This window comes from Streptomyces sp. KR80 (assembly GCF_052245555.1).
Classification (GTDB): domain Bacteria; phylum Actinomycetota; class Actinomycetes; order Streptomycetales; family Streptomycetaceae; genus Streptomyces.
Genome location: NZ_JBQQCD010000021.1, coordinates 85984 through 112126 on the forward strand (window position 1 = coordinate 85984; position 26143 = coordinate 112126).

Annotated in this window: 24 protein-coding genes and 1 pseudogene; 4 read left to right on the forward strand and 21 right to left on the reverse strand. The window is 67.7% G+C overall.

All coding sequences use genetic code 11. The features are described 5' to 3' along the window. Window positions 1-36 precede the first annotated feature (36 nt). The 14 genes from ACTWQI_RS25070 to ACTWQI_RS25135 all read right to left on the reverse strand — a co-directional run bounded on the left by ACTWQI_RS25070 (window position 37) and on the right by ACTWQI_RS25135 (window position 12154). Entirely contained in the window at window positions 37-630 is a 594-nt protein-coding gene (locus ACTWQI_RS25070; RefSeq protein WP_443274004.1) for an OmpA family protein, read from the reverse strand. 34 nt (window positions 631-664) lie between these two features. Further along, window positions 665-1258, reverse strand: coding sequence for a hypothetical protein (locus ACTWQI_RS25075; protein ID WP_443273957.1), 594 nt, complete (start codon window positions 1256-1258; stop codon window positions 665-667). A 45-nt stretch (window positions 1259-1303) separates the two neighbouring features. Next, a complete protein-coding gene (locus ACTWQI_RS25080) occupies window positions 1304-1903 on the reverse strand; it encodes a pilus assembly protein TadG-related protein (RefSeq protein WP_443273958.1) in 600 nt (199 codons plus the stop codon). Between the two features lie 62 nt (window positions 1904-1965). Further along, entirely contained in the window at window positions 1966-2205 is a 240-nt protein-coding gene (locus ACTWQI_RS25085; protein ID WP_443273960.1) for a hypothetical protein, read from the reverse strand. Window positions 2206-2447: 242 nt separating this feature from the next. Next, the gene (locus ACTWQI_RS25090; RefSeq protein ID WP_443273962.1) at window positions 2448-3647 is read right to left on the reverse strand and encodes a response regulator transcription factor; all 1200 of its coding nucleotides are present in this window, start codon (window positions 3645-3647) and stop codon (window positions 2448-2450) included. A 45-nt stretch (window positions 3648-3692) separates the two neighbouring features. After that, window positions 3693-4997, reverse strand: a complete 1305-nt coding sequence (locus tag ACTWQI_RS25095; protein ID WP_443274005.1) for a sensor histidine kinase — start codon at window positions 4995-4997, stop codon at window positions 3693-3695. 134 nt (window positions 4998-5131) lie between these two features. Continuing rightward, entirely contained in the window at window positions 5132-6004 is an 873-nt protein-coding gene (locus ACTWQI_RS25100) for a DUF5936 domain-containing protein (protein WP_443273964.1), read from the reverse strand. 14 nt (window positions 6005-6018) lie between these two features. After that, a complete protein-coding gene (locus tag ACTWQI_RS25105) occupies window positions 6019-6957 on the reverse strand; it encodes a type II secretion system F family protein (RefSeq protein ID WP_443273966.1) in 939 nt (312 codons plus the stop codon). A gap of 17 nt (window positions 6958-6974) precedes the next feature. Continuing rightward, window positions 6975-8312 carry a CpaF family protein gene (locus ACTWQI_RS25110; protein WP_443273968.1) on the reverse strand — a complete coding sequence of 446 codons (1338 nt, stop codon included), beginning with the start codon at window positions 8310-8312 and terminating at the stop codon, window positions 6975-6977. 51 nt (window positions 8313-8363) lie between these two features. Further along, on the reverse strand, window positions 8364-8786 hold the full coding sequence (locus ACTWQI_RS25115; RefSeq protein WP_443273969.1) for a TadE family protein: 423 nt from the start codon (window positions 8784-8786) through the stop codon (window positions 8364-8366). Further along, window positions 8761-9147 carry a TadE/TadG family type IV pilus assembly protein gene (locus tag ACTWQI_RS25120; protein ID WP_443273971.1) on the reverse strand — a complete coding sequence of 129 codons (387 nt, stop codon included), beginning with the start codon at window positions 9145-9147 and terminating at the stop codon, window positions 8761-8763. The genes ACTWQI_RS25115 and ACTWQI_RS25120 overlap by 26 nt, the downstream gene beginning before the upstream one ends. Beyond that, on the reverse strand, window positions 9144-10436 hold the full coding sequence (locus ACTWQI_RS25125) for an AAA family ATPase (protein ID WP_443273972.1): 1293 nt from the start codon (window positions 10434-10436) through the stop codon (window positions 9144-9146). The genes ACTWQI_RS25120 and ACTWQI_RS25125 overlap by 4 nt, the downstream gene beginning before the upstream one ends. 7 nt (window positions 10437-10443) lie before the next feature. After that, window positions 10444-11148, reverse strand: a complete 705-nt coding sequence (cpaB, locus tag ACTWQI_RS25130) for a Flp pilus assembly protein CpaB (RefSeq protein WP_443273974.1) — start codon at window positions 11146-11148, stop codon at window positions 10444-10446. 118 nt (window positions 11149-11266) lie between these two features. Then, the gene (locus ACTWQI_RS25135) at window positions 11267-12154 is read right to left on the reverse strand and encodes a hypothetical protein (protein ID WP_443273976.1); all 888 of its coding nucleotides are present in this window, start codon (window positions 12152-12154) and stop codon (window positions 11267-11269) included. A gap of 504 nt (window positions 12155-12658) precedes the next feature. On the opposite strand from ACTWQI_RS25135, the gene ACTWQI_RS25140 reads away from it, so the two are divergent. Both ACTWQI_RS25140 and ACTWQI_RS25145 read left to right on the forward strand, forming a co-directional pair. After that, complete coding sequence (locus ACTWQI_RS25140) at window positions 12659-14332, forward strand: chitinase (protein ID WP_443273978.1); 1674 nt, start codon at window positions 12659-12661, stop codon at window positions 14330-14332. Window positions 14333-14532: 200 nt separating this feature from the next. Continuing rightward, a complete protein-coding gene (locus ACTWQI_RS25145) occupies window positions 14533-15537 on the forward strand; it encodes a chitinase (protein WP_443273979.1) in 1005 nt (334 codons plus the stop codon). A gap of 74 nt (window positions 15538-15611) precedes the next feature. Here the strand turns inward: ACTWQI_RS25145 and ACTWQI_RS25150 are convergent. The 3 genes and pseudogenes from ACTWQI_RS25150 to ACTWQI_RS25160 form a co-directional block, all read right to left on the reverse strand. Continuing rightward, window positions 15612-16923 (reverse strand): annotated as a pseudogene (locus tag ACTWQI_RS25150) (Nramp family divalent metal transporter). Between the two features lie 110 nt (window positions 16924-17033). After that, window positions 17034-17720 carry a TIGR00645 family protein gene (locus tag ACTWQI_RS25155; protein WP_443273980.1) on the reverse strand — a complete coding sequence of 229 codons (687 nt, stop codon included), beginning with the start codon at window positions 17718-17720 and terminating at the stop codon, window positions 17034-17036. A 211-nt stretch (window positions 17721-17931) separates the two neighbouring features. Next, window positions 17932-18768 (reverse strand): S1 family peptidase, encoded by an 837-nt coding sequence (locus ACTWQI_RS25160; RefSeq protein WP_443273982.1) that lies wholly within the window; start codon window positions 18766-18768, stop codon window positions 17932-17934. 181 nt (window positions 18769-18949) lie between these two features. Here ACTWQI_RS25160 and ACTWQI_RS25165 point away from each other — a divergent pair, with 181 nt between their 5' ends. Further along, entirely contained in the window at window positions 18950-20278 is a 1329-nt protein-coding gene (locus tag ACTWQI_RS25165) for a M14 family metallopeptidase (protein WP_443273984.1), read from the forward strand. A 128-nt stretch (window positions 20279-20406) separates the two neighbouring features. Here ACTWQI_RS25165 and ACTWQI_RS25170 read toward each other — a convergent pair whose 3' ends face one another. The 4 genes from ACTWQI_RS25170 to ACTWQI_RS25185 form a co-directional block, all read right to left on the reverse strand. Further along, window positions 20407-21879, reverse strand: a complete 1473-nt coding sequence (locus ACTWQI_RS25170; RefSeq protein ID WP_443273986.1) for a GntP family permease — start codon at window positions 21877-21879, stop codon at window positions 20407-20409. A gap of 188 nt (window positions 21880-22067) precedes the next feature. After that, window positions 22068-22481, reverse strand: coding sequence for a RidA family protein (locus ACTWQI_RS25175; RefSeq protein ID WP_443273988.1), 414 nt, complete (start codon window positions 22479-22481; stop codon window positions 22068-22070). 57 nt (window positions 22482-22538) lie between these two features. Beyond that, the gene (locus ACTWQI_RS25180; protein WP_443273990.1) at window positions 22539-23285 is read right to left on the reverse strand and encodes an IclR family transcriptional regulator; all 747 of its coding nucleotides are present in this window, start codon (window positions 23283-23285) and stop codon (window positions 22539-22541) included. Further along, window positions 23282-24475 (reverse strand): sugar kinase, encoded by a 1194-nt coding sequence (locus ACTWQI_RS25185; RefSeq protein WP_443274007.1) that lies wholly within the window; start codon window positions 24473-24475, stop codon window positions 23282-23284. The genes ACTWQI_RS25180 and ACTWQI_RS25185 overlap by 4 nt, the downstream gene beginning before the upstream one ends. A gap of 212 nt (window positions 24476-24687) precedes the next feature. Between ACTWQI_RS25185 and ACTWQI_RS25190 the strand changes: the two genes are divergently transcribed. Beyond that, window positions 24688-25971 carry an alanine racemase gene (locus ACTWQI_RS25190; protein ID WP_443273992.1) on the forward strand — a complete coding sequence of 428 codons (1284 nt, stop codon included), beginning with the start codon at window positions 24688-24690 and terminating at the stop codon, window positions 25969-25971. Window positions 25972-26143: the final 172 nt, after the last annotated feature.

The window sequence follows — 26143 nt, forward strand, 5'->3', positions numbered from 1 at the left end:
GGCAATTGCGGGTCCGGCCCGGTGCGTGCGTGGGCGTCAGCTCTGGGAGCCCTCGGAGCGGGGGAAGGAGACCTCGACGCGGCGGTTCTTCTTCCGGCCCTCTTCATTCTTGTTGTCGGCGATGGGGTACTGCTCGCCATAACCACGGATTTCGAAGGTGACGCTCGAACCGAGATCCTTCGCCAGCACCTTCTGGACAGCGTCGGCACGCTGCTTGGAGAGTTTGTCGCCGTGAGCGGACGAACCGAGGTTGTCGGTGAAGCCGAAGACGCGGACCTTCTTCGCGTCCTGCTTCTTGATCTCCTCGGCGATCTGCTTGATCCGGAAGTTCGCATCGCTGCTGAGCTTCGCGCTGTCCTTGCCGAAGAGGACTTCGGCCTGAAGGTTGAACTTGACTGCGGAGTTACTGTCCTCGCGGGTCTCTTCCCCGCCCTCGTCTCCGACGACCTGCTTGATCTCGAGGACCTTCGGAGGAGCAAGCGTCGCACCCTCCCGCAGCTGCAGATCCGGGTCGTTGGTATCAACCTTTGTTGTCGCCACCGAAGTAGGGGACGGATTGGGACCGTCGGCAAAAGCTGATGGAGCTGTGACGGCGCCCAGCGCGAGTACGAGGGAACCGGTGAGCGCCATGCGGCCATAGGGGAATGTCTTGTTCGGCATGCGGTCACTCACCCGTGAGCTTGAGGGTGGTGGACGCGAAGGTCGGGAGCTGGAAGTCGACCTCGGTGGTGCTCTTCGGCGGAGCCGGGAACTGCATGTAGACAGGCGTCTCGGATTTGGCCTCGATGACCGGAATCCCGGTGGTGGCCAACGGTCGGTTCTCCGTGTCGCGCAGGATGTAGTACCGCTTCTTTTCCGCCTTGTCTACAAGGGTGGCCCCACCGAGCGAGCTGCCGCCGGCTCCCTTCTTGATGTCGAGATCAGGACCGGACCAAAAGGAAGTACCATAGAAGTCTTTGTCGCCGGAGTTCTTGAGCACTCCCTTGACGGTGACAAAACCTCCAGAGTCACGGACGGCAGAGGTGAGGTCCAGGCTAATGTCCTTCTGGCCCTTGAGAGTGGCGATCACCGTCTCAGGCTCCTGCGGCGCACGGCTCTCCTCTTCCGCGCCGTCCTCCTTGGACGAAGACGACGAGGAACCCGACTTCTGCTCGTCCTCGCCGTCGCCTCCGCAGCCTGCCAGGGTAAAGGTGAGGGCTACCGCCAAGGTGACCGCTGCCGCCGCACGGCGGGCATGTGAAATCTGCCGCTTACTCATCTCTGCTTTCCTCTGCTTGTTGTTCGCTCGGTCGATCGGTGTCGGTCAGTCGTCCAGACGCACGGAGAAGAGGTCGGCCGCGTCGGGGAGGAAATCCCCGTTCTCCGGGTCAATGACCCAGTCCTTGTCGTCACAGTCGAGCTCCAAGAAGGGCGGCTTGTGGTCCTCGCCCTTGTCCGGCTTCGGGTCGTCAGAGTTGCCAACGCCCTTGCCGGGCGGAGACTTGAGCTCGCAGCGAGGCACGATGACCGCCGTGGCCTCTGCTGTCAGACGCTTGTCCTCCGTGCCTGGGATGACGGAATCGCCCACGGTATTCCGGGTCTTCACCTTGACGTTGAAGCCCTCTCGGCCGTCGAGAAGCCTCTCGCAATGCCCCTCCGGCACCTTCCAGCCCGCATTGTTCTTCTCCGCGAACCGCTGGGCCTCGTCACAGGCCTGGGTGGTGCCGAACTGCTCGCCGTTGACCAAGTCCTCCCAGCTGTCAGGGTCCAGAAGCGAACCGAGGAGGCCCTTCGTCAGCTGGTCACGCGCATCCTGGGCGGCTGCGAGCGCGGCTGCATCGGCGGCCCCTTGAGCGCCGTTGCGGGTGGCTGCGGCCTGACCGACCGCGAAATAGGCAAACGCGAGGAAGAGCAGGCTCGCCACCACCGTGATGTAGATGGGGAAAGCCTGCCCTGCCTCGCGTTGCGTTCGCCTCAGCGCGATGCTCAGCCCTTCTGGCCAGCGGTGCCGACAACTTCCATGATCTTCTGGCCAATGGTGTCGCCGATGTCCGTCATGCTGGCAACCACGGCGATGATCGCGATGACCGCCACCAGCATGCCGATGTACTCGACCGCGGTCTGGCCCTGGTCGCCCTTGCGGGTCATCCGCTCGACAGTGGTGTTCGCCCAGCCGTTCACGCGAACCTTGGTGTTGACGGCGGTCTTCAGCACGATGTTGCTCATGGTGTTCCCCTCCAAGTCCGGCCGACCGCCCGCCGGCCGACGCGTAAGTCTGTGTCGTGTTGTCCGCGGTTCCGGCTTCCTCCCGGCCGGGGCCGCTTTCGACACGAGAAACGTACGCCCGGGCAGCAGTCCCGGAAGAGGGCCCCAGGGCCCAATTCAGGGCCCAATCCCGGACCCAAAGGGAAGGTTGGGCCCCCAAGGTCTCGACATGGGCCCGGCGGTCCGCGTTCTCTGTCCCCCGCTCAGCCATGACCGGCCGTCCCCCTTCCCGTCCCTCCGCCATTGTGCCCGGTGCCGCGCACCGTGCCGAGCCAGACCGCGATGGCCTCGCTGCGGCTGCCGCTGTGCAGCTTGGCGAAGATCCGGTTGATGTGGTTCTTGACGGTCTTTTCGCTGATGAAGCAGGCGGCGGCGATTTGCTGATTGCTCATACCCGACGAGATCAGCTCCATCACCTCCTCCTCCCTCGAACTCAACCCGAACTCGTCTCTGCTACTGCCCTGTTGCGTCCGTGGCGCTGAGCCTCCCCTCTGCCCTACAGACGACGACTGTGCCATATCCGGTTGCAGATGCGAAGTATCTTGTTGTGGATGCAATGAACTCGAGGCACCCGACTCCCCATGAATGCCGGTGTCGACACCCCAGGACTGCGAAGGTTGCGGCGGTATGCCGTGTGCAATCGCACCGGGCTCGCGTGGATTTGCGGGTACCTCGCTCGGATGAGTCGGTACGTGATGCCCACCAGCAGACGGGATACCGGTGCCGTAGCCGAGCCCCTCGGGCAGCGGCTGCAGCGGCTGCGCTCCCGTGGGCCCAGGGCCGCCGCGCATGTGCGCCAGCAGGGCGTTGGCCGCAGTGGTGGTGAGGTGGGCCCGTCCCTCCTTGATGTCCCTGACGGCGCTGACGAGTTGGTCCGCGGTGAACTCACCGTGCACCAGGTAACCGCCCGCACCGAGACGCAGGGCCTCGTGCACGATCTCGCTTTCGCGGCTGTACGTCAGCATCATCACCGGCGCGACCGGAACGAGATACGGCAGAGCCGAGATGCCGTCGACGCCGGGCATGCGGACATCCAGCAGCACCACGTCCGGTCGGTGTTGCTGAGCGGCCTGGACCGCCTGGCGTCCGTCGGCGGCTTCGGCGACAACCTGAATGTCATCGCGGCCGTCCAGCAGGACCGTCAGTCCGGCCCGTACGACCGGGTTGTCATCGGCGATGACCACCCGGAGCGGAGCAGTGGAGGGCGGAACGGGGTCGGGGAATGCCGCCGCCGGCGGTAATGGCTGGGGAACGGGGACTTGCGCAGGTGTGTGCTCCGAGCGCAGCGGGACGGCGTGCGGCGCCGACGTGTGTTGTGACGCGTGCGGTGACGGCAGGCTCTGCTGACCCGAGCTGTAGGGCAGGCTCTGCTGACCCGAGCTGTACGAAGTCTCGTCCGGCATAGTGAGCGGCCTCCTCTCGTTTCGAGTTGGGAACGGATCAATTCATCAATTCACTGGTATGCCCGGAGCCCTGGACGGGTCGGCGGGGAGCAGGGCGGCGATGGGCAGGTCCAGGCGCACTTCGGTGCCCCTCGGTGCCCGGCCCTTGCCGATGCGTATGCGAGCCCCGATGCCGGCGGCGCGCTCGACCATGCCGACGAGGCCGAAGTGCCCGGCCCGCTTGAGCTCCTCGAGCGAGGTGCCCGGAGGCAGGCCGCGTCCGTCGTCGTAGACGCTGATGCACAGAGCGCCGTCGACCACTCCGGCGGAAACGTCGACATAGCTGGGGTGGGCGTGCCGGTGGGCGTTCTCCATCGCCTCGGAGGCAATGGTGAGCAGATGGCGGGCGACCACGTGCGGGACGGAGGGCACGGGCACGTCGCCGAGTTGACGAAACGTGGCTCTCATGTCAGTGCGGCGGGCGAAGTCGGCGGTACGGGCGGAGAGTTCGTCGGTGACGTCCACGCCGGTGGAGGCGAGGTCCCGCTGCCGTCGCAGGTCGGACAGCAGCTCCCGGGACTCCGCTGCGGCCCGCCGGGCGGAACGGGCCACGAGTCCGGCCTGGTGTTTGATGGTCAGTGGGTCCATGCGGTCCGCGGACTTGGCGAGGCCGTCGGCGGCCATCGCCACGCCGTGGAGGGTCTTGGCCACCGAGTCGTGCATCTCGCGGGCGAGACGCGAGCGTTCGTCCTCGACCGCTTCGGTGACGGCGAGCCGGGCCCGGGTGTCGCTGAGGGCCTGGGTCGCCGTGCCGAAGCGGAGCATCAGTCCGCGCAGCGTCACGCCCACCGCTCCGACGACGATGCAGACGCCGGGGAGCAGGGTGGAGTCGACGAGGGAAGCGTCGAGTTCGCTGTTGCCCGCGTAGACCAGATAAATGACCAGGACGGTGAGCGCCGTGAAGAACCCCGCGCCCCGCCATCCGTAGACCAGCCCGGCGAGGAGGGGGGTGCAGATGGTGACGTAGCTCAGTGGGCTCGCCGGAGTGGCCGCGACCAGCAGCAGCGCCCCGAAGAAGGCGTCGATGCCGAGGAGCGCAGGATGCTTGAGGAGGAGTGGCCCGAAACGCTCCCAGTCACGGAAGAGCAGGTACGAGCCCATGAAGGTGAACAGGATCGCTGAACCGACGAACAGCGTGGGCCACCCGTCCGCCGTACCGCTGAGGGCGAACGGGGTGGCCAGGCCGATCATGGCCAGTCTGAAACCGAAGACCTGCCGGCACATGGCCTGGAGCGCGCTCAGTTGAATCCGGAGTGCGGGTTCGGCGGCGGGAGCAGCCGCACCCCCGCCTCCCACCAGGTTGCCGCCCATGGCGATCACTGCCGATGGGCCGGTGAACACGGAGTGCATCGCCATGATCAGTCCTCTCTCGCAGTCGGGCGGCGGATGGCGGGCGGATGGGCGGCGGATGGGCTGGGAGCTGCGCTGTCGGCAGCTGCGGAAGGTCAGCCGAGACTCATGCCGGAGCCCAAGAACATGCCGACACCGATCAGCAGGATCGTGGCGGGAACCATGACCATGGTGACGATGCCGGTGGCCTGCGGAACGGCCTTGGCTGCCTTGCGGCGGGCGTTCTGGGCGTCGGTGCGCCGCATGTCGTTGGCGATGGCGATCAGCGTGTCCACAATCGGAGCACCCAGCTCTTCGCCCTGCTGAAGGGCGGTGACGAACTGAGCGACCTGCTCGGAGTCGTTGCGCTTGCGGAGCTGCTCGAAGGCATCGCGCCTGCTGACGCCCATGTCCATCTGGCGCAGAGTGATCTTGAGTTCGTCCGCCCAGGGGCCCCGGTACTTCTCGGAGACCCGGTCGAGCGCCTGACGGAAGCCGAGGCCGGCCGAGACGACGACGGCGAGCACGTCGAGGAAGTCGGGGAGGGTGCGCTCGATGGCCGCTTTGCGTTCCCGCATCGCCGACCAGATGCCGACGTCGACCCACCAGATGCCGAAAGCGATCATGAGGAGGGCGAAGAAAGGTTGGCCGTTCGTCAGCATGGCGAGCGCGCCCAGGCCGCCGATGAACCCGTAGACGGCGCGGCGCGCGGCGTAACGGTCGACGGTGAGACCGCCGGGGTTGCCCGCCATGTCGATTTTCCGGCGGAGCTTGTCGACCTGTTTGGGTCCCATCATGCGCAGCACCGCCGGTGCGTAGCGCATGCCCAGGCGGTCGATGCCGGAGCCGACGGCGTTGGTACGTGTGGAGCCGACCTCGAGGGCGACGGCGAGGTCGCCGGGGAGCTTGGCGTCGGCGCGGTAGAGCCTGGTGCCGTAGAAGGCGCCCGCGACGCTCAGACCGGCGACGAGTGCGAGTAGCAGTCCCATGAGTGCGCTCTCTCTCAGACTTCGATCTTGGCCAGACGGCGGACGAGGAAGAACCCGAGGGTGTAGAGGCCCAGGGACAAGAGGATGGCCAGCTGTCCCACCGTGGAACTGGTGACCTTGTCGAGCGCCCCGGTGTACAGGTTGTCGATGAACAACAGGCAGCCGAGGCCCATGGCCGGAACGATGTAGGCGGTCATGGTCACCTGGGACAGCTGGGTGCGGACCTCGCGCCGGGTCTCCTTGCGCTCCTCCAGGGTCTCGGTGAGGTTGCGCAGCGAGCTGACGATCTTGCCGCCGGAGCGGTTGGCGAGGATGAGGGTGGTGACGAGGACGACCAGCTCACGCGAGGGCAGGCGTTCGGCCAGTTCGTTGAGGGCGTCCTCCAGGCTGTGCCCGACGGCGACAGCGTTGGCGACCTTGGCCAGTTCCTCGCCCGCCGGCTCTTCGAGCTCCTCGGCTGCCATGGTGAGGGCCATACGGAGGGCGAGGCCGGCCTGAGTGGCGTTGGCGAGCAGGCGGGAGAGGTCGGGAAGCTGATTGATGAATTTCTCGATCCGCTTCTGCCGCTGCCAGTTGAGGAATGCGAAGGCCGACCACAGGGCGATCAGCGCGGCGATCGGTCCGAAGAACGAGGCCAGCAGCCAGCTGGCGATCAGCCAGAACCCCGCGATGGTGGCGACCATGTAGACGAAGAACTCGCCGAGGGTGAGATCGAGGCCGGTGGCCGCGAGCCTGATTTCGATCTTCTTCCCGAGTCCGGTGCTCTTCAGCCTGCGGTCCACACCGCGGAATCGGCGTTGGCGGCCGACCGTGGGTATCTGCTGGGTCGACGACAGCCGGTGAACGAGGGCTTCACGCTGGGCCTTGCCCGACGCATACACATGAATGCCCGCGACGCCGAGTACGCAGCAGAGCAGCGTGACGCCCAAGGTCAGCGGAGCGAGATTCTCCATGTCTGGCTCCCTACGAGCTACTTGGCTTCTCGGGTGGTGAGCTGTTCATCGGACGTGGCGACGCCGAAGGCAGGCGGAATGGGCTGGCTCGCCATATACATGCGGTCGGCGATGCGGCGGGGGATCGGGTAGTACTCGAAGTGGCCGTGGACCTTGCCGTCGTCCGCCATGGGCTGGGCGAGGAAGCGGCAGACTGAAACGATCTTGAAGGCGTCACGGTCGGGTGAGTCGAGAATCGCGATCTCGGTGATCCTTCGGGATCCGTCGGCGTGCCGGGTGAGCTGGACGATGACGTTCACCGCGGTGCTGATCTGGTCCTGCAGCGCTTCGAAGGGGACTTCCACCTCGGACATGGAAGCGAGGGTCTGCAGACGCATCAGTGCGTCCTCGGCACTGTTGGCGTGGACGGTGGCCAACGAGCCGTCGTGACCGGTGGACATGGCCTGGAGCATGTCGAGTGTCTCGCCGCCACGGACCTCACCGACGATGATCCGGTCGGGCCGCATCCGCAGCGAGTTGCGGACCAGTTCGCGGATGGTGATCTGGCCCTTGCCCTCGACGTTCGGGGGACGGCTCTCCAAGCGGATGACGTGGGACTGCTGAAGCTGGAGCTCGGCCGAGTCCTCGATGGTGATGATCCGCTCGCCCTCGGGGATCAGGCCGGACAAGGCATTGAGCAGGGTGGTCTTCCCGGTGCCGGTGGCTCCCGAGACGACGATGTTCATCTTGGCCTGGACGAGTCCGGAGAGCAGGACGAGCATCTGCTCGTCGAGCGAACCGAGGTCGATCATCTCGCGGAGGGTGAAGGCGCGGGGGAAGCGCCGGATGGTGAGGATCGCGCCGGTGAGCGACAGCGGAGGGATGATCACGTTGACCCGCTCACCGCTGGGGAGCCGGGCATCGACCATCGGATTCGCCTCGTCCACCCGGCGGTTGACGGTCGAGACGATGCGTTCGATGGTCTGCATGAGCTGCTCGTTGGAGGCGAATCGCAGCGCGAGGCGCTCCACCCGGCCACCGCGCTCGACGAAGATCTGGTCCGGTCCGTTCACCATGATTTCGGAGACGGACGCGTCCTCCAGCAGCGGTTCGAGGATGCCCAGGCCGAGTGCCTCGTCAACGACGCGCCGGATCAGCTGGGCGCGCTCGACCGTGGAGAGTACGGGACCCTCGCGGCTGATGATGTGTCCCAGGACCCGTTCCAGGCGGGCCCGGCGCTCTGCCGCGGCGAGCGCGGACATCTCCGCGAGGTCGATCTCCTGAAGCAGCTTCGCCCGATAGGTGGCGACGAGGTGGCCGTCTTCACGGTTCCCGCCGTTCTCTTCGGGGACGCCTCTGCGCTCCAGAAGGCTCATGTCCATAACTCCTTGATGGTGCCGGGTGGTTCGGTCGCGACCGTTCGTGGTTCAGTCGCGCGGCATGATCGACGAACGTTGCACCGGGTCGAAGTCGAGACCCGGAATGATCGACGGGACCCTGACCTCGGCGGTGGCCTTCACCTCGTCGTAGTGGTCGCCGACGCCGATGGTGATGTCCGTGCCACCGGCGAGCCAGTCGCTGATCGCCGCCTTTCCGGCTGCCGCCCCGTCACCGGCGTGGTCATGGGATGCGATACGAGCCGCTGTGCGCGCCGCCGTCCCGGACTGCTGGATGGCGTACGCGGCGATGCCGAGCTGGATCACCACCATCCCGATCAGGATCAGAAACGGAAGGAACCCAATGAACTCGACGGCCGTCTGGCCCCGATCCGACCCACACCGGAACCGACTGCGCCCGCCGTGCGCTACACCCCCGACCATGGGATCAGTCCTCCACTGGCGAACCGGCATCGCCGGTCACTGAGAATGGGAAATTGACGAAACCGGGGAAGAGCACCGGGACGGGGACGTCCACGGTTGCTGTGACCAGGCCGTTCGCCGTGTCGCAGCCGGCCGTGAAACCGCTGTTCTGCCAGTCCGGGTCCGCGAGGCCGTGGCGCGCCGCCTGCTCGCACTCGGACGCCCGCTGCCAGTAGGGCACCTTGGCCGCCTCGTGGGCCGCCTGGTCGGCGGCGTTTCCCGCGAGGGTGTAGGTGTAGCCGAGAAGCACGGCCTGCCAGACCATGATGACCGTGGCGAGGATGACCGGCAGCATGCCGACGAACTCGACCGCCACCTGCCCCCGGTCTCCCCCGAGCGGTTGGGCTCTCATTGCCCCGTCCCCCTGTTGTCGTCCCTCGCCTTGTCCCCGCCAGCGCCCCGGTTCCTGCGCGCGAAGACGATCGAGCCGCGGTCGCCGGAGAGCTTGCCGCCCTTGCCCTCGTTCACGGCGCCCTTCACGAGGCCGAGCTCCCCGGCCAGTCCCCACAGCGCCTGCTTGACCGTGCTCTTGCTGTCCAGATCCTGCATACGTCCGGCGTCCAGCACGCCCTGCAGTTCCTTGAAGTTCGAGGGAACGGTGACGCGTGCCACCCGGGTGCCGGTGATCCGCTCGATCAGCGGCGGCTGGATCTCCGTATTGCGGGTGTTGCGGTTGACGACCGTGACGGTCTCCTCCGCCTTACGGATCTGCAGCCGGTCCCACAACCTCACGGTGCGCTTCGCACCTCGAACCGCGATCACATCGGGCGTCGTCACCAGCAGCGCCAGGTCCGCCATCTCGATGGCTGTGGCGTTGGCCGCGGTCAGCTGGGCACCGCAGTCGATGACGACGACCTGGTAGCGCTGCCGCAGTGCACTGACGATCTGCCGCGCGGTCCGGTCGCTGACCTGCTCGCCGCGTTCGCCCTCAGCCGGCGCGAGCAGCAGCCCCATGCCGGTGGGGTGAGGGAAGATCACGTCCTGCAGAACACGCGGTGAAACATCCTGGATGTCCGCGAGGTCGACGATCGAGCGCCGGAACTGGACGTCCAGGTAGGACGCGATGTCGCCGGCCTGGAGGTCCATGTCGACGAGCGCGACGTTCTGGCCCGAGGCCCGGGCGGCGAGTGCCAGCTGGACCGAGGCGAGCGTGGTGCCGACACCGCCCTTCCCTCCGGTGACGGTGACGACGGTGCCGCCGGGACCGGAGAAGACGTCCGCGCCCACGCCGAGATGGCGGCGGACGCCGACCGACCAGGCCGCCGCGGCCTGGACCCGGGTCTCCAGGTCCTCGTAGCTGAGCGGGAACGCGATCAGACCGCGCGCACCCGAGTCCATGGCAGCCGAGAACAGCCCGGGGCCGGCATCCGCAGTGACCAGTACGACCCCGACCGCCGGAAAGCGGAGAGCCACCTCCCGGATCAGCTCAAGGGCTGGGACCGGCCCGATCCGCTCGTGGACCAGCACGACCTCGGGCAGCTCGTCGATCGACTCGTTGGCCTGCTGCGCCAGCGTGTCGATGAGTGCCGTCGAGTCGGCCACCGGCGCGGCCGGCTCCGCGTCGGGAAGCTGGCTGAGCAGCGTGGTGATGGAGCGGGCGGCATCGGGATCACCGACAGCCGGGAGGATTCTGGTGGTCATCCCAACCTCACTTGTCCCTGGCGAGGGAGTAGGTGCGTTCGCCCGGGCGGAGCGTGGTGTCGCTGCCCGGCGCGACGAGAGCGAGACGCACGTGGGAGGCGAAAGACTCCGCATACGCGACGCGCTGCGCGTCGAGGGTGTTCAGCGCGAAGGTGATCGGCACGGCCTCGGAGAGCCGGTCCTTGTCCTCGTCCGAGGGCTCCAGGGCGGTCAGCCGACCGACGTCGATGACGTTGGCGTTCGCCACGATGAGCTTCGACACGGCGGGGTCGCCCTGCTCCTGGCCGTCGAAGGTGGCGTAGATGTTGACGGTGGACCCGGGGGTGATCTTGCCCGCGACGCCGGTCGCGGCGTCGATCATGATGGCGATCTCCTGCTGACCCGGCTTGAGTTCGGGGCGCTTGACGATCATGTCGCTCTGCAGCAGCGAGCCCTTGCGCAGCGAGGTCACGGCGATCTTTCCGGCCACCTCGTCGAGGTCCGTCACCGCGGTCGCCGAGAGCCAGCGCTTCGGCATGGATATCTTCTCGAACTGCCCGGCATCCAGCGCCTGGTACGGCGGCACGTCCTCCTTGAGGCGGTAGGCCGTGGTCTCGGGGCCGACCTTCGAATTCACGTCGCTGATCACCGACAGCACACCGGCGAAAACGCCGAAGGCGCACAGGACCGACAGAAGCAGAAGGATGACGCCGCGGCGCTGGCGTGAGTTCATCAGGGACATTCCTCGTTCAGGGACGTGGTCCTTGCTGACAGTTGAGGTGGAGCGGCTTGGTTCACGCGGAGCGGGGACGACGGCACAGAACCGTCCTGCAGGGGTGCTCGCACGGGCGTCACCGTGACGGACCGGAGACGGGCGCCTCTTGCTGATTCAGGACACCACCGGATCCGCCGTGGTTCTCGGGCTGCGCCAACGGGGCCGAGCAGAAGGCGCATTGGGCCCCCAGGAACTCCAGCCCGCACCAGTGGCAGCTCTCGCGTCGTACCGAGGTGACCAGTTGGTACAGCACCATCGGGTCGGGAATCGCGGCGGCGAACTCGATCAGCTTCGAGGTGCCCCACCAGCGCGACGACTCGGACGGCAGCGGGACTTCCTCGACTCCCTGGACGCTCCACTGCCGTGCGAGCGAGCCGGTGACCCAGTCGGACTGCAGCTGGCCGTTCGCCAGCGTGAGGTGGGTGGCGAAGCCCGGGCCCTTGAGGACCTCGTCCGCGCCCATCGTGATCAGCTGCGGGGCCGGGCTCGCCAGCACGCCGAACTGGGCGCCCGGAATCCAGGACTTGACGTGGGATTTCAGACTGACGGCGACCCGGTCGAGCTTGGCGACGGAGTTGAGCAACGCCCCCGCGTGAAGGTAGTACGGCAGCAGCCGCGTCGCGGAGCCCAGGACGCCGGGGCTGAGGTCACTGAGCGAGAGCTGGCGCAGTTGCCGGGCGAGTACGGCTACGGCGAGCGGCGGTAAGTCCAGCTCGAGGAGCGCGATCCGGTCGCTCTCCAGCACGGACCGTATGGTGTGCAGACGGCGGGCGAACGGCGTCGGGATCGTCGACGGGTACAGCACGATGACGTAGCCGTGCTGCTCGAGAAGCAGGTTCATGTCGACCAGGGCGGCATCGAGCGTCTGCTTGTCCGGCGGGTGGACCACGACCGCGGTGGGCGTGTACGGGTCGCGCGGCGGAAGCACCAGATCCCGACTAGTGACTGCTAACACGGTGGACATGTGACGTTCCCCGTTTCACTGCACCTCCGGGGCGGACCCGGTGATCACCGATCTCTCCTGCAGTAACGCTCTGCTCGCTCTCTGTCGCTCAGCAGCTTATCTGCGCCTTAGGCGACAGAGAACACTCGCCTGAAGTCAGCGACCGTCCCCACCCTGTCTCCGCCCGGCCGAAACCAGACAAGCGCGGCCAGAACACCCCGGATTCGTTGATCGTTTCGCGTTGAATTTCCAGTATCTTCACAGAGGTTTGAGTTGATCTCCGCCCCCCGGTCCGGGGCCAGATCTACCCCGGCGCACCGTCGCCCACACCGGTCCCGAGCAGGCCGGCTCCCACTACTCCCCCGCGGGGTACCACAGGTCTTGACAACCCTATTGGTCTGGACCAGTTTGTATCGCCACACGTGTGGTCACCGTCACGCAAGCTCCCCGAACCTCCCACCCCCGCTCATTTTGGAGACAGTTGTGGCTCGAGAAACGCACAAGAGATGGAGACGCAGGGCCACCATGGCCCTCGCCGCAGCGGCCACGGCCGCCCTGGCCGTCGGCGGAATCGCCGTCACCGGCGGCTCCGCACAGGCAGCCGACGTGAACATCGCCAAGAACCCCGGCTTCGAGTCCGGGCTGAGCAGTTGGACCTGCTCGGGAGAGAGCGGTACGACGGTCAGCAGCCCCGTCCGCAGCGGCTCGGCTGCGCTCAAGGCGACGCCGACCGGCTCCGACCACGCCAAGTGTTCGCAGACCGTCACCGTCCAGCCGAACTCCGACTACACGCTGAGCGCCTGGGTGCAGGGCTCGTACGTGTATCTCGGCGCGAGCGGCACCGGGACGACGGACGTGTCCACCTGGACGCCGTCCGCCACCTCCTGGCAGGAGCTGCGGACCAGCTTCAAGACCGGGGCGAACACCACCTCCGTGACGATCTACACCCACGGGTGGTACGCCCAGCCCGCGTACCACGTGGATGACGTCAACCTCATGGGGCCGGGCGGCAGCGACCCCGGCGACCCGGGTGAGCAGGTGCCGGGCACGCCCGGCGGACTGACGGTCCCGTCCACGACCTCGGACTCCGTCTCCCTCGCCTGGAACACCGTCTCCGGCGCGACCGGCTACAACGTCTACCGCGACGGCACCAAGGTCCAGGCGGTCAGCGGTACGTCCGCGACCGTGAGCGGGCTCTCGCCCTCCACCTCGTACCAGTTCCAGGTCTCGGCCACCAACGGGGCCGGCGAGTCGGCCAAGTCCGGGGCCGTGACCGGCACGACGAAGCCCTCGGGGGACACCGGCGGGGGCACCGTGCCCAAGCACGCCGTGACCGGCTACTGGCAGAACTTCAACAACGGCGCGACGATCCAGAAGATCAGCGACGTACAGAACCAGTACGACATCATCGCCGTCGCCTTCGCCGACGCGACCGGGACGCCCGGCGCGGTGACCTTCAACCTCGACTCGGCTGGGCTCGGCGGCTACACCGTCGACCAGTTCAAGGCCGACATCAAGGCCAAGCAGGCCGCGGGCAAGTCGGTCATCATCTCGGTCGGCGGCGAGAAGGGCACCGTCTCCGTCAACGACTCCGCCTCGGCCACCAACTTCGCGAACAGCGTGTACGCGGTGATGCAGGAGTACGGCTTCGACGGCGTCGACATCGACCTGGAGAACGGCCTCAACTCCACCTACATGACCCAGGCCCTCCGCTCGCTCTCGCAGAAGGCCGGTTCGAAGCTGGTCATCACGATGGCACCGCAGACGATCGACATGCAGTCGACGTCGAACGAGTACTTCAAGACGGCGCTCAACATCAAGGACATCCTGACTGTCGTCAACATGCAGTACTACAACAGCGGCTCCATGCTGGGCTGCGACAGCAAGGTCTACAGCCAGGGCTCGGTGGACTTCCTCACCGCCCTCGCCTGCATCCAGCTCGAAGGCGGTCTGGCCCCCGGCCAGGTGGGCCTCGGCACGCCTGCCTCGACCCGTGGCGCGGGCAGCGGCTACGTGGACCCGTCCGTGGTCACCAACGCTCTGGACTGTCTGGCCCGCGGCACCAACTGCGGCTCGTTCAAGCCGAGCAAGACCTACCCGGGCATCCGGGGCGCGATGACCTGGTCGACGAACTGGGACGCGCTGAACGGCAACGCCTGGTCGAACAAGGTCGGCCCGCACGTGCACGCCCTTCCGTAAACCGCACCGCCGACGCAGCGCCGCCGCTCCCGCGGCGGCGCTGCCGCGTTCCGTGCGGGCATCCGAGATTCTCGACGGGGGTTGACAAGAGCATTGGTCTGAACCACGTTGTACGGCAACAACGCCGGGCCCAGCGTTCACACGAAACAGTCCCACTCCCCCCACTACCGGAGGACCTCGTGGAACGTCCACGACACCGCATGTCCCGAAAGTCGCGGGCCATGATCGGCGGGCTCGCGATCGCCGGGCTCGCCGCCGGACTCATCGGCCTCGGCAGCGCCAACGCCTCGGAAGAGAAGGCCGCTGAGAAGCCCGCCCCCAACGCCGTCCCCAAGCACGCGGTCACGGGCTACTGGCAGAACTTCAACAACGGCGCCACCGTGCAGAAGATCAAGGATGTCCAGGACGAGTACGACATCATCGCGGTCGCCTTCGCCGACGCCACGGGCAAGCCCGGAGAGGTCGACTTCAAGCTCGACCCGGCGGTCGGATACCAGTCGGAGGGCGAGTTCAAGAACGACATCAAGGCCAAGCAGTCCGCGGGCAAGTCGGTCATCATCTCGGTCGGCGGCGAGAAGGGCTCGGTGTCGGTGAGCGACGGCGCGTCCGCCAAGAACTTCGCCGACTCCATCGTCATGCTGATGAACAAGTACGGCTTCGACGGTGTCGACATCGACCTGGAGAACGGCCTCAACTCCACGTACATGACGCAGGCGCTGAAGGACATCCACGCCAAGAAGCCCAACGTCGTGGTGACGATGGCCCCGCAGACCATCGACATGCAGTCGAAGGACCGCGAGTACTTCAAGACGGCCCTGGCCATCAAGGACTTCCTGACGGTCGTCAACATGCAGTACTACAACAGCGGTTCGATGAACGGCTGCGACGGCAAGGTCTACTCGCAGGGCACGGTCGACTTCCTCACCGCCCTCGCCTGCATTCAAATCGAAGGCGGCCTCGACCCGTCGCAGGTCGGCATCGGCACCCCCGCCTCCACCAGCGGCGCAGGCTCCGGCTATGTCGAGCCCAGCGTCGTCAACGCGGCCCTCGACTGCCTCGCCAAGGGCACCAGCTGCGGCAGCTTCAAGCCGAAGCAGAAGTACCCCGGCATCCGTGGCGCCATGACCTGGTCCACGAACTGGGACGCGAAGAACGGCAACGCCTGGTCGAAGGCGGTCGGCCCGCACGTCCACGGTCTGCCGTAACGTCCGGCACCGCATGAGGGAACGGGGTGGGCCGGTACGCCAACGCGTACCGGCCCGCCCCTGTATGTGCTCGGTTACCAGGGAAGTTCGCGCACCTGCTGCACGCACAGCACGATGAAGAGCAGCCCGGCCGCCGCCAGCAACACATTGCTGACGACGCCGTTGCGCCACTCCTGCGGCGTGCGGCTCGAGTTGAGCAGCCAGATGAGGGTGAGCGCGAGGAAGGGCATGAAGAAGGCCCCGAGCACGCCGTAGACGACCACGAGTGCGAAGGGCTGGTCCAGGAAGAGCAGGCTGATCGGCGGGAAGGTCAGCCACAGCAGATACGCCCGGAAGGGCAGCGACTTCTCGGCCTGGCCGGCTGCGACCTCCTCGACCGTGGACGCCGCCCCGTCCGCTCCCGCACGACGCATGCGGTACTGCTCCACGAAGTCCGCGAACAGCAGACTCACTCCGTGCCACACACCGATCAGCGAGGTGAAGGAGGTGGCGAAGAAGCCGATCAGGAAGAGCGTGGCCGTGCCCGTGTCGAACCGGCTCTCCAGAACCTCCGAGAGGTCGAGCAGCCCCTTGTCGCCCTTGGTCAATGCGATCTGCGAGGCGTGCAGCAGCTCGGCGCCGACGATCAGCATCGCGACGACGAAGATGCCGGTGGTGATGTACGCGACCCGGTTGTCGAGCCGCATGACCTTCATCCAGCCGCTGTTCGTCCAGCCCTTGGCGTTGACCCAGTAGCCGTACGCGGCCATGGTGATCGTCCCGCCGACGCCGCCGATGAGGCCGAGGGTGTACAGCAGCGACCCGTCCGGCAGCACGGGCACCAGTCCCGCGATCGCGCCCCCGACGTCCGGCCCGACCCGCACGGCCACGTACACGACCACCACGAACATCACGCCGACCAGGACCGTCATGACCTTCTCGAAGACGGCGTACTGGTTGAACCAGTACGAAGACCAGCCCGATCAGACCCGTGATGACCGCCCAGGTCTTGAGCCCGAGGAAGTCCGGAAAGAGCGCCACGAGCGGCAGCGCGCTGGACGACATGGCCGTCGCCCCGTAGACGAAGCCCCACACCACCACGTAGACCGCGAAGTAGACCGTGGTCCAGGGGCCCAGGCTGCGCCAGCCGTCGAAGAGCGTACGCCCGGTGGCCAGATGCCAGCGGCCCGCCGCCTCGGCGAGGGAGATCTTCACGAGGCATCCGATGACCGCCGCCCACAGCAGCGTGTAGCCGAACGAGCTACCCGCGATCAGCGTCGCGACGAGATCGCCGGCACCCACACCGGTCGCCGCCACGACGATGCCGGGCCCGATGTAGCGCCAACTCGATTTCCGGGGCGCCTCGGTGGTCAGCTCGCCGGTGCCGGTCTCACTGGTCTTCGCCATGGGCTGCCTCCGCACTCGTCTTCCTGAAGTTCCCCGTGACGATGGGGAGTGATCTGCGGATTGATACTGCCCAGCAGGGCGCCGCACAAGAGTGGGCGCGGCCTTGGAGTTCAGCGGCATCCGGCCGGCGACTGCGCGGAGCTGTCCTGGGGAGCGGACGGCTGCGCGGTGATCTCGGGCTCGTACGCATGCGCAGCGGGGTGTCCCGGGCTTCCGTGCGCCTGGTGACCGCGCGCCTCCATGGGGCCCGACATATACGCGAGGATCGCCGCGGAGGCGATGAACGCCATATGGATCACGGTTCCCCACATCAGGGAGTGCTGGGAGGTGTGATCGACGTCGACGAACATCTGCAGCAGATGGACCGAGGAGATGCCCACGATCGCGGTGGCGAGCTTGACCTTCAGTACGTTGGAGTTGACGTGCGACAGCCATTCGGGCTGGTCCCGGTGCCCCTGCAGGCCGATGCGCGAGACGAAGGTCTCGTATCCGCCGACGATCACCATGATCAGGAGGTTGGCGATCATCACCACGTCGACGAGTTTGAGGACCGCGAGCATGACGTCGGTCTCGTTGGCGTGGCCGCTGATGACCTCATGGACGAGGTGCACCAGCTCGTTGAAGAACTTGAAGACGTACACACCTTGCGCGGCCACCAGACCGAAGTACAGAGGTGCCTGAAGCCAGCGGGTGGCGAACAGCGCGTACCCGAGCGACGGAACCGCGTAGCTCCGGACGTCCGGCTTCATCGAGGCGGGCATGATGTGACCGAGCAACGGCTTCTCCAACGCTGGCAAGAAGGGCAGATTGAGTCCGGACCGGTGATCGCGGACCGGCCAGAGCCCCGCCATTGTCGGACGAGTGCGCCGAAAAGCTGAATTCACCCAACACATTCGGATGAATTGCAGGTCAATACGGCGAGTGCAGTGGTGGTGCTCACCGCGTGGCACGGCCGATGTGCCGCCCCCGGCGCGCAGCCGGCCGCGCCACGCGTGACGCGACTATCGCCTACGACTTGGGCTTGGGCAGGGTGCACCCCGGGCGCTCAAGGTCGATCTTGTTCCCGATGCCGACGCACTTGGTGAGCCCGTAGGTCTGCTGGGCGTAGTTGATGCCCTTGCGGACCGTGACGGTGCCGTTCTCGTCAACCTCACAGGGGTTGTTGACCGTGCACTTCTCGCCGTCTTCGTTGCCGGTGTTGTTCACGGCGACGACCTTGCCGGTCTCGGTGTCGAGGACGGGCGACCCGGACGTGCCCCCTATGGTGTTGCAGGACGGGGTGTAGCGGACCGAGTCCTTCCAGGTCCATTCGCCCTCGCGCAGCCGGTAGGCGAAGCCGTCGATGTTGCAGCTGTAGATGCGCTTCCAGTAACCGGAGACGACCTTGATCGCGGTCCCCTTGACGGGGTGGTCCGGCGAGAGCTCCAGGGCCCCGATGCCGTACGAGGACTTTATCTGCGCGTAGGTGGTGTCCAGTTCGTACAGCGAGACGTCCGTGTCGGTCATCGTCGCGTACGAGATCTTGGTGGCGCGGAGCGTGGCGACCTTGTTACCGGTCGAGTTGAGCAGGCTGAACGTCCGGCTGGACGGCTTGTCGACGACGACCTCGCCGGCGCCGGGCATGCCGCTCTCCAGACAGTGGCCGTTGGACATGACGAGGGCGGGGTCGGAGTCCTTGGAGTCGGGCGTCCGCACCACCGATCCGGAGCAGTTGCTGAGAGCGACCGTACCGGCGAAGTCGATCGCCTTCTTGACCGCCTTCTCCGGTGCGGCCACCGCTGTGGCGGGGGCCAGGCCAACGGACAGAAGGGCGACGGCGACTGCGCCGACGAGGGGCTTCTTCATGTGGGGGGTCTCCTCCGTACGGAAGGTTTTCAGTTTTGTCATGCGCATTCTGGATGCCCTTCGCGCTCCAGGACAACCGACATCTCTTGACCGTTGCATGCCATGACTCGACCATGGGGCGAACACCCGCACCAGATGCGTCGCCATGAGCACCCCCACACTGGAACCCCCAGGAGACTTCATGCGACTCCGAATACGCGGCAAACGGGCCCCTGCCCTCGCCGCCCTACTGGCGCTCGCCCTGGCAGCGCCCCTCACGGCCAAGGCCGAGAACCCCGCCCCCACCCCCGCCAAGGTCGCGGAAGAGCAGTCGAAGCAGTACGAGATCCACGGCCCCTCAACCGTGGCGCATCGTACGGCAATTGCCGCGACCGGCGTCTCCATCGACGAGGCCCACGATCACTCGGTCGTGGTCACCGCCACCGATGCGCAGGCGAAACAACTGCGGCAGATCGGTCACAAGCTGCACGCCCTGGCCGCTCCCCCGGCCCGTTTGAGCGGCCAGGCCGTCAAGCCGAAGGACTTCCCGCCCGGGGACTCCGGCTATCACAACTACGCCGAGGCGACCAAGGAGATCGACGACCGGGTCGCCAAGTACTCCACCATCATGAGCAAGAAGGTGATCGGCAAGTCCCACGAAGGCCGGGACATCGTCGCCGTCAAGATCAGCGACAATGTGGGCACGGACGAGGCCGAGCCGGAGGTGCTGTTCACCCACCACCAGCACGCGCGCGAGCACCTGACCGTCGAAATGGCCCTGTATCTGCTGCGCGAGTTCGGTGAGGACTACGGCGGCGACTCCCGGATCACGAACGCCGTCAACGGCCGGGAGATCTGGATCATCCCGGATCTCAACCCGGACGGCGGCGAGTACGACATCGCCACCGGCTCCTACCGCAGCTGGCGCAAGAACCGGCAGCCCAACTCGGGCTCGTCGGCCGTCGGAACCGACGAGAACCGCAACTGGGACTACAAGTGGGGCTGCTGCGGCGGCTCTTCAGGAAGTCCGAGTTCGGATACCTACCGTGGCACCCGCGCCGAGTCCTCGCCCGAGGTGAAGGTCGTCGCGGACTTCGTGCGCGGCCGGGTCGTCGGCGGCAAGCAGCAGATCAAGGCGGCCATCGACTTCCACACCTACAGCGAGCTGGTGCTCTGGCCGTACGGGTACACCACGGACGACACCGCGCCCGGGCTGACGCAGGACGACCACGACGCCTTCGTGGCCATCGGCAAGAAGATGGCGACGAGCAACGGCTACACGCCCGAGCAGGCCAGCGATCTCTACATCACGGACGGGTCGATCGACGACTGGCTCTGGGGCGCCGAGAAGATCTTCAGCTACACGTTCGAGATGTATCCGAAGGGCTTCGGAGGCGGCGGCTTCTACCCGCCCGATGAGGTGATCGAGAAGGAGACGAGCCGCAACCGGGACGCCGTACTGCAGTTGCTGGAGAACTCCGACTGCATGTACCGCTCCATCGGCAAGGAGGAGCAGTACTGCAAGAGTTGATCGCAGCGAGCAATTGATCGCGGCACAGGGCGCCCCGGATCCGATACCCGGGGCGCCCTGTCTGCGTGCCGTACGGCGGTGCTCCGTAGGGCAGTGGCGCCCGCCAGAGCTGAAGCGTCAGGAGAGCGCTAGACGACCAGGCTGAGCGCCGCCGCGGCCACGAAGCCCGCCACCGACAGCACCGACTCGAGCACCGTCCAGGACTTCAGCGTGTCGCGCACGGAGATGCCGAAGTACTTCGCGACGATCCAGAAGCCGCCGTCGTTGACGTGCGAGGCGAAGATCGAGCCGGCCGAGATGGCCATGATGATCAGGGCCAGGAAGGCCTGCGAATGGTCGCCGCCCTCGACCAGCGGCAGCACGATGCCCGCCGTGGTGACGATGGCGACGGTCGCCGAGCCCTGGGCCACTCGCAGCACGAGCGAGATCAGATAGGCGAGGACGACGACGGGCAGGCCGACGTCGCTGAACGTGTCGGAGAGCGCCTGGGCGACACCGCTGCCCTTGAGGACGGCGCCGAAGATCCCGCCCGCACCGACGACCAGCAGAATGTTGCCGACCGGCTTGAGCGAGGCGGTGGACACCCGCTCCAGGGACGTGCGGGACCAGCCGCGCCGCAGGCCCAGCAGGTAATACGCCATCAGCAACGCGATGGTCAGCGCCACGAACGGGTTGCCGAAGAACTCGATGACCGAGCGCAGCGTCGACTCGTCCAGCGCGATGGAGGAGAACGTCGCGGCGAGGATCAGCGCCAGCGGCGTGCCGATGATCGTGAGGACGGTGCCGAGCGACGCCGGCTCCTCCCGGTCGGTGCGCCCGGCGGCCGCCCGCTCGGCGGCCACGGTGGCCTTGGCCTCCTCGGCGGCCTCCACCATGTCCTGCGGCACGGCGACGAACAGGCGCTTGCCGATCCAGGCGGCGTACGCCCAGGCGGCGAGCACCGCCGGGATGCCGACGACGATGCCCATCAGGATGACCCAGCCCAGGTCCACCTTCAGCAGGCCGGCGGCGGCGACGGGGCCCGGGTGCGGCGGCAGGAACGCATGGGTCATGGACAGACCGGCCAGCAGCGGCATCGCGTAGAGCACGATCGACTTGCCGCTGCGCTTGGCGGCCGCGTACACGATCGGCGCGAGGACGAAGATGCCGACGTCGAAGAAGACCGGGATGCCGAAGATCAGGCCGGTGAGGCCCACCGCGAGCGGGGCGCGCCTCTCGCCGAAGAGGTTCAGCAGGCGACTGGAGAGGACCTCGGCACCGCCGGACACCTCGAGGATCGCGCCGAGCATGGTGCCAAGACCGATGATGATCGCCACATGGCCGAGGATCCCGCCCATCCCGGATTCGATCAGCGACACGGCGTCCGACTTCTGGACGGTGCCGAAGAGTTCGGTGACGGAGAGACCGGCGGCCAGGCCGACGGCTATGGAGACGGCGAGCAGGGCGACGAAGGGCTGCAGTCTGACCTTGATGATCAGGAAGAGCAGGAGCGCGATGCCCAGGGCGGCGACGGTCAGCAGACCGGCGGTGCCGGGTATCAGGGCGAGCAGTCCGCCGGTGTGTGGTGGCGGTGGGGGCGTGGGCGAGGCGGCGATCAGCATCGGGGCTCCAGGGTCGGGGGATCCGGGGGGCGGGCCGCGCGACGTCGGCCGGTGGTGTCGCACCCCGGAAAGCGCAGTCGGGCAGGGGGAATCGCTGCGGGGGGTTCGGTACGGCAAGGAACTCAGTTCGTCGAGCGGGTTCGGGGGTGTCGGTGCTCCGGGTGTGGTGTCCCGTCGGCTGCGGCCGCTCAGCCGAGGACGGCCAGTGCGTCGATCTCGACGAGCAGACCGGCGGGCAGACCCACGTACACGGTCGTACGGGCCGCCGGGGCCTCTTTGAGGTCGGCGAAGTACTCGTTGTAGATGCCGTTGAATTCGGCGAAGTGGGACGTGTCGGTGAGATAGACGCGGATCATCACCACGTCCTCCCAGGTGGCACCGCCCTCTTCGAGGACCGCCTGGACATTGCGCAGGGTCTGCTGGGTCTGCTCGCGCAGGCCGGGACCGACCGGGGCGGGCGCCACTCCGGGACCGCCGGGGCCGAAGCCGACCTGCCCGGCGACCTGCAGGATGCTGCCCTTCTTGACGCCGTGCGAGAACTTGGCCGGCGGGGTGGTGTGGGTGGGCGGGGTGATCGCGGTCTTCCGGAGCCTGTCGCTCATGAGGCTGCCTCCAAGGGGACCTTGCGGTCTTGCCGGGGTTACGGGGTCGTGCCGGGGTTACGGGGTCTTGCCGGAGTACTCGCGGCTGATGGCGTCGGCGGTACGACGCACCAGCGGGAGCAGTTTGATGAGTTCGTCGCCGGTGACGACCACATTCGGCGCGGAGACCGAGCAGGCGGCGACGACCCGCCCGTCCGCACCCCGGATGGGGGCGCCGACGCAGTTGATGGACTCCTCGTGGCCGCCGAGGTCGGTGGCCCAGCCCTGTTCGCGTACGATCGCCAGCTCCTTGAGGAAGGCCGCGGCGTTGGGCGTCGAACGGGCCGTGTACATGGGGTAGTCGAGCTTCTCGGCGACGGCGCGCCGCTCCGGCTCGGGCAGGTCGGCGAGGAGCAGCTTGGCCACGGCGGCGACGGTGATCGCGACGGGCTTGCCGATCCGGGAGTACATCCGCACCGGATAGCGGCTCTCGACCTTGTCGATGTAGAGGACTTCGTTCTCCTCGTAGACCGCAAGGTGGATGGTGTGCCCGCACCTCTCGTTGAGCTCGACGAGGTGGGGGTGGGCGATCTCGCGGACGTCGATGTTCTCGACCGCTTGCTGGGCGAGGGCGAACAGGCGGGCCCCGAGGCGGTAGCGCTGGTCCTGCTGGCGGTAGACGATGCCGTGCTCGTGCAGGGTGCGCAGCAGGCGCAGGGCGGTCGACTTGTGGACGCCGAGCCGCTTGGCCACCTGTTCGAGGTTGGCGGGGCCCTCTGCCAGCAGCGGCAGGATGCTCAGGGCACGATCGACGGTCTGGCTCATGGTGTACGTACCTCCACCCGTGTGGGTCGGGCCCCGTCGTCGGTCGTCCAGCCGGGGGCGAGTCGCAGTGTCTCCCACTGGACGCCGTCGAGAGCGGCCAGGCGGTCGGCATGACGCCTGGTGGGCGGGGTGCCGAGGTCGCCGGGGACGGTGAGGGAGGCGGCGGCCATCAGGTGGCCGTGCCGCAGCCGCGCGGCCATGGGCAGGCCGCGCAGGGTTCCGGAGAGGAAGCCGGCGGCGAAGGCGTCACCGGCTCCGACGTGGGCGACGACGTCGACCCTCAGGGCGGGTTCGAAGGTGACGGTGTCGGTGCCGTCCTCCGCCTGGCGGGCGTACACGGTCGCGCCCTTGTGGCCCTGCTTGACCACCAGGACCTCGGGCTCGGGGAGGGCATCCCGTACGGCGTCCGGTCCGCGCAGGTTCCAGGCGGCCTCGGCCTCGTCCTCGCCGACGAAGACGAGGTCGCTGCCGCGCGCCAGTTCGGCGAGCACGGTGGGACCGCCGGCACCCTGCCACAGGCCCACGCGGTAGTTCACGTCGAAGGAGACCAGGGGCCGTCCGGGGCGGCGCGTGGTGAGGTCGCGCATGAGGGCGAGGCACTCCGCGGAGAGCGCCGCGGTGATGCCGCTCAGGTGCAGGATGCGGCCGGACCACGCCTGCTCCCGGGGCACGAGGGCGGGGGACATCGCCGAGGCCGCCGAACCCGCGCGGTAGTAGACGACTTCGGCGGCCGCGTCGGCCACGGCCGCACCCGAGATGCCGCCCGCGGCATCGCCAGCGGCCTCGGCTTCAGCCGCGACGTCGGCTGCGACGTCCAGTTCACCCGCCGCGCCACCCGCCGCACCGCCCGTCGTCGCGCCACCCGCCGCGCCGGTCGCGCCACCCGCCGGCTTGGGCGTCCGCTCGGGCATCCGCTCGGCGGACACCGCCCGCTCGCCCGCCGTACGGAAGTAGATGCCGGTGGGGCGGGCGGTGTCGCGCTGGATGGCGCCGGTGTCGACGCCATGGGCGGCGATCGCCGCCACCAGGTGCTCGCCGAAGCCGTCGGCACCGACCCGGCTGAGCCAGCGCGTGCTGTGCCCCGCGCAGGCGAGAGCACAGGCGACATTCGACTCGGCACCGCCGATCCCTCGTTCGAAGGTGGGCACGTCGGCGAGTCGCCCCGGCCGCGCGGGACGGAACGTGACCATGGACTCGCCCAGGCAGACGACGTCGACGTTTCGGGTCGCGGTCACGATCCTGCTGCTCCTCACTCGGTGCTCTCTGCGGACGGTGGAGATGCGCACCGCCGGAAGGGGCGGTGCTCGCCATTGACCCGGCGTTGGGGCGGATGTTAGACAGCAGCAAGCGATATACGCAATGAGTGTTGCAGATAATGCAACCCACCTCCGAGGAGGCGCGCATGGCCGCCGGCAACTCCATCGGTCGACTCGCCGACGAGCGAGTCGACCACCGCTTCAAGGCGCTCCCGCCGGACGCGGAAGGGCTCACCGTCGGGGAGCTCGCCGCCGAGCGGCGGAACCTCTTCACCGGTGGGTTCACCACCCCGGTGCTGACCCTGTCGGCGGACGCCCTGGAGCACAATCTCGCCCTGATGGAGGGCTATTCCGCCAAGCACGGGCTGGAGTTCGCGCCGCACGGCAAGACCTCCATGGCGCCGCAGCTGTTCGAGCGACAGCTCGCACGCGGTGCGTGGGGCATCACGGCGGCGGTGCCGACCCAGGTCCGCGTCTACCGCGCGTTCGGCATCCAGCGGATCTTCCTGGCCAACGAGTTGGTGGACGCGGCCGCGCTGCACTGGCTGGCGGGGCAGCTGGATGCCGACCCCGACTTCCGTTTCGTCTGTTACGTGGACTCGGTGCGCGGTGTCGAGATGATGCACGAGGCGCTCAGCGCGTGCGGCGCACAGCGACCGGTCGATGTGGTCGTCGAGCTGGGCGCGGGACCAGGTGCCCGCACCGGCGCCCGTACGAAGGCCGAGTGCGCTGCGGTCGCCGACGTGGTGGCCGTCGTCCCCACACTCCGGCTCGTGGGCGTCGCGGGGTACGAGGGCGAGGTGCCGCAGGCCGACAGCGCGCGGGTGACGGCCTGGCTGCAGCGGCTCGTCACCCTGACCGCCGAATTCGACGCGGCGGGCCGGTTCGAGGGGCTCGAGGAGATCGTGCTGAGTGCGGGCGGCAGCGCGTGGTTCGACGCGGTGGCGGACGTGTTCGCGAAGGTCCCGCCGCTGTCGGCGCCCGTGCTGAAGCTGCTGCGGTCCGGCGCGTACGTCTCCCACGACGACGGCCACTACCGCCACATCACGCCCTTCAACAGGGTGCCCGAGGAGGGCGCGCTGCACGCGGCGTTCCGCCTCTGGGCGCAGGTCGTCTCGCGGCCCGAGCCGGGCCAGGCATTCCTGAACGCGGGCAAGCGGGACGCCGCGTACGACCTGGACCTGCCCGAGGTCCAGGTCGTGAGGTCCGGCCGCGACGGCTCGGTGCGGCGCGCTGCCGGGCTCACCGTCACGGCGCTGTCGGACCAGCACACCTGGGTGAAGGTCGCGGCCGACGCCACGGATCTCGAAGTCGGCGACTGGGTCGGCTTGGGCCTGTCCCACCCGTGCACGTCCTTCGACAAGTGGCAACTCATCCCACTGGCCGAGGAAAACGGCACAGTCACGGACTACATCCGCACCTTCTTCTGACCAACCGCCCGCTCCCCGGCGGGGCAGGGGTAGTACGACGCGCAAAGCGACGTGTCCCACGGCCAGCCCCCGGGGGCGTGCGGGGCGCAGCCCCGCAAAGGGCGGGGTGGGAGACAGCCCCGCGCCGCAATCGCGGGGGACAGCACAACGCAGAGCGAGGTGGCCCACGGCC

Coding starts and splice junctions, on each gene's coding strand:
- ACTWQI_RS25140 (WP_443273978.1), top strand. CDS start 12,659: ATGGCCCTCGCCGCAGCGGCCACGGCCGCCCTGGCCGTCGGCGGAATC.
- ACTWQI_RS25085 (WP_443273960.1), bottom strand. CDS start 2,205: ATGAGCAACATCGTGCTGAAGACCGCCGTCAACACCAAGGTTCGCGTG.
- ACTWQI_RS25165 (WP_443273984.1), top strand. CDS start 18,950: ATGCGACTCCGAATACGCGGCAAACGGGCCCCTGCCCTCGCCGCCCTA.
- ACTWQI_RS25115 (WP_443273969.1), bottom strand. CDS start 8,786: ATGCCGGTTCGCCAGTGGAGGACTGATCCCATGGTCGGGGGTGTAGCG.
- ACTWQI_RS25180 (WP_443273990.1), bottom strand. CDS start 23,285: ATGAGCCAGACCGTCGATCGTGCCCTGAGCATCCTGCCGCTGCTGGCA.
- ACTWQI_RS25175 (WP_443273988.1), bottom strand. CDS start 22,481: ATGAGCGACAGGCTCCGGAAGACCGCGATCACCCCGCCCACCCACACC.
- ACTWQI_RS25170 (WP_443273986.1), bottom strand. CDS start 21,879: ATGCTGATCGCCGCCTCGCCCACGCCCCCACCGCCACCACACACCGGC.
- ACTWQI_RS25185 (WP_443274007.1), bottom strand. CDS start 24,475: ATGGTCACGTTCCGTCCCGCGCGGCCGGGGCGACTCGCCGACGTGCCC.
- ACTWQI_RS25110 (WP_443273968.1), bottom strand. CDS start 8,312: ATGAGCCTTCTGGAGCGCAGAGGCGTCCCCGAAGAGAACGGCGGGAAC.
- ACTWQI_RS25095 (WP_443274005.1), bottom strand. CDS start 4,997: ATGGGCGGCAACCTGGTGGGAGGCGGGGGTGCGGCTGCTCCCGCCGCC.
- ACTWQI_RS25070 (WP_443274004.1), bottom strand. CDS start 630: ATGGCGCTCACCGGTTCCCTCGTACTCGCGCTGGGCGCCGTCACAGCT.
- ACTWQI_RS25125 (WP_443273972.1), bottom strand. CDS start 10,436: ATGACCACCAGAATCCTCCCGGCTGTCGGTGATCCCGATGCCGCCCGC.
- ACTWQI_RS25120 (WP_443273971.1), bottom strand. CDS start 9,147: ATGAGAGCCCAACCGCTCGGGGGAGACCGGGGGCAGGTGGCGGTCGAG.
- ACTWQI_RS25105 (WP_443273966.1), bottom strand. CDS start 6,957: ATGGAGAATCTCGCTCCGCTGACCTTGGGCGTCACGCTGCTCTGCTGC.
- ACTWQI_RS25135 (WP_443273976.1), bottom strand. CDS start 12,154: ATGTCCACCGTGTTAGCAGTCACTAGTCGGGATCTGGTGCTTCCGCCG.
- ACTWQI_RS25160 (WP_443273982.1), bottom strand. CDS start 18,768: ATGAAGAAGCCCCTCGTCGGCGCAGTCGCCGTCGCCCTTCTGTCCGTT.
- ACTWQI_RS25075 (WP_443273957.1), bottom strand. CDS start 1,258: ATGAGTAAGCGGCAGATTTCACATGCCCGCCGTGCGGCGGCAGCGGTC.
- ACTWQI_RS25190 (WP_443273992.1), top strand. CDS start 24,688: ATGGCCGCCGGCAACTCCATCGGTCGACTCGCCGACGAGCGAGTCGAC.
- ACTWQI_RS25090 (WP_443273962.1), bottom strand. CDS start 3,647: ATGCCGGACGAGACTTCGTACAGCTCGGGTCAGCAGAGCCTGCCCTAC.
- ACTWQI_RS25100 (WP_443273964.1), bottom strand. CDS start 6,004: ATGGGACTGCTACTCGCACTCGTCGCCGGTCTGAGCGTCGCGGGCGCC.
- cpaB (WP_443273974.1), bottom strand. CDS start 11,148: ATGAACTCACGCCAGCGCCGCGGCGTCATCCTTCTGCTTCTGTCGGTC.
- ACTWQI_RS25145 (WP_443273979.1), top strand. CDS start 14,533: ATGTCCCGAAAGTCGCGGGCCATGATCGGCGGGCTCGCGATCGCCGGG.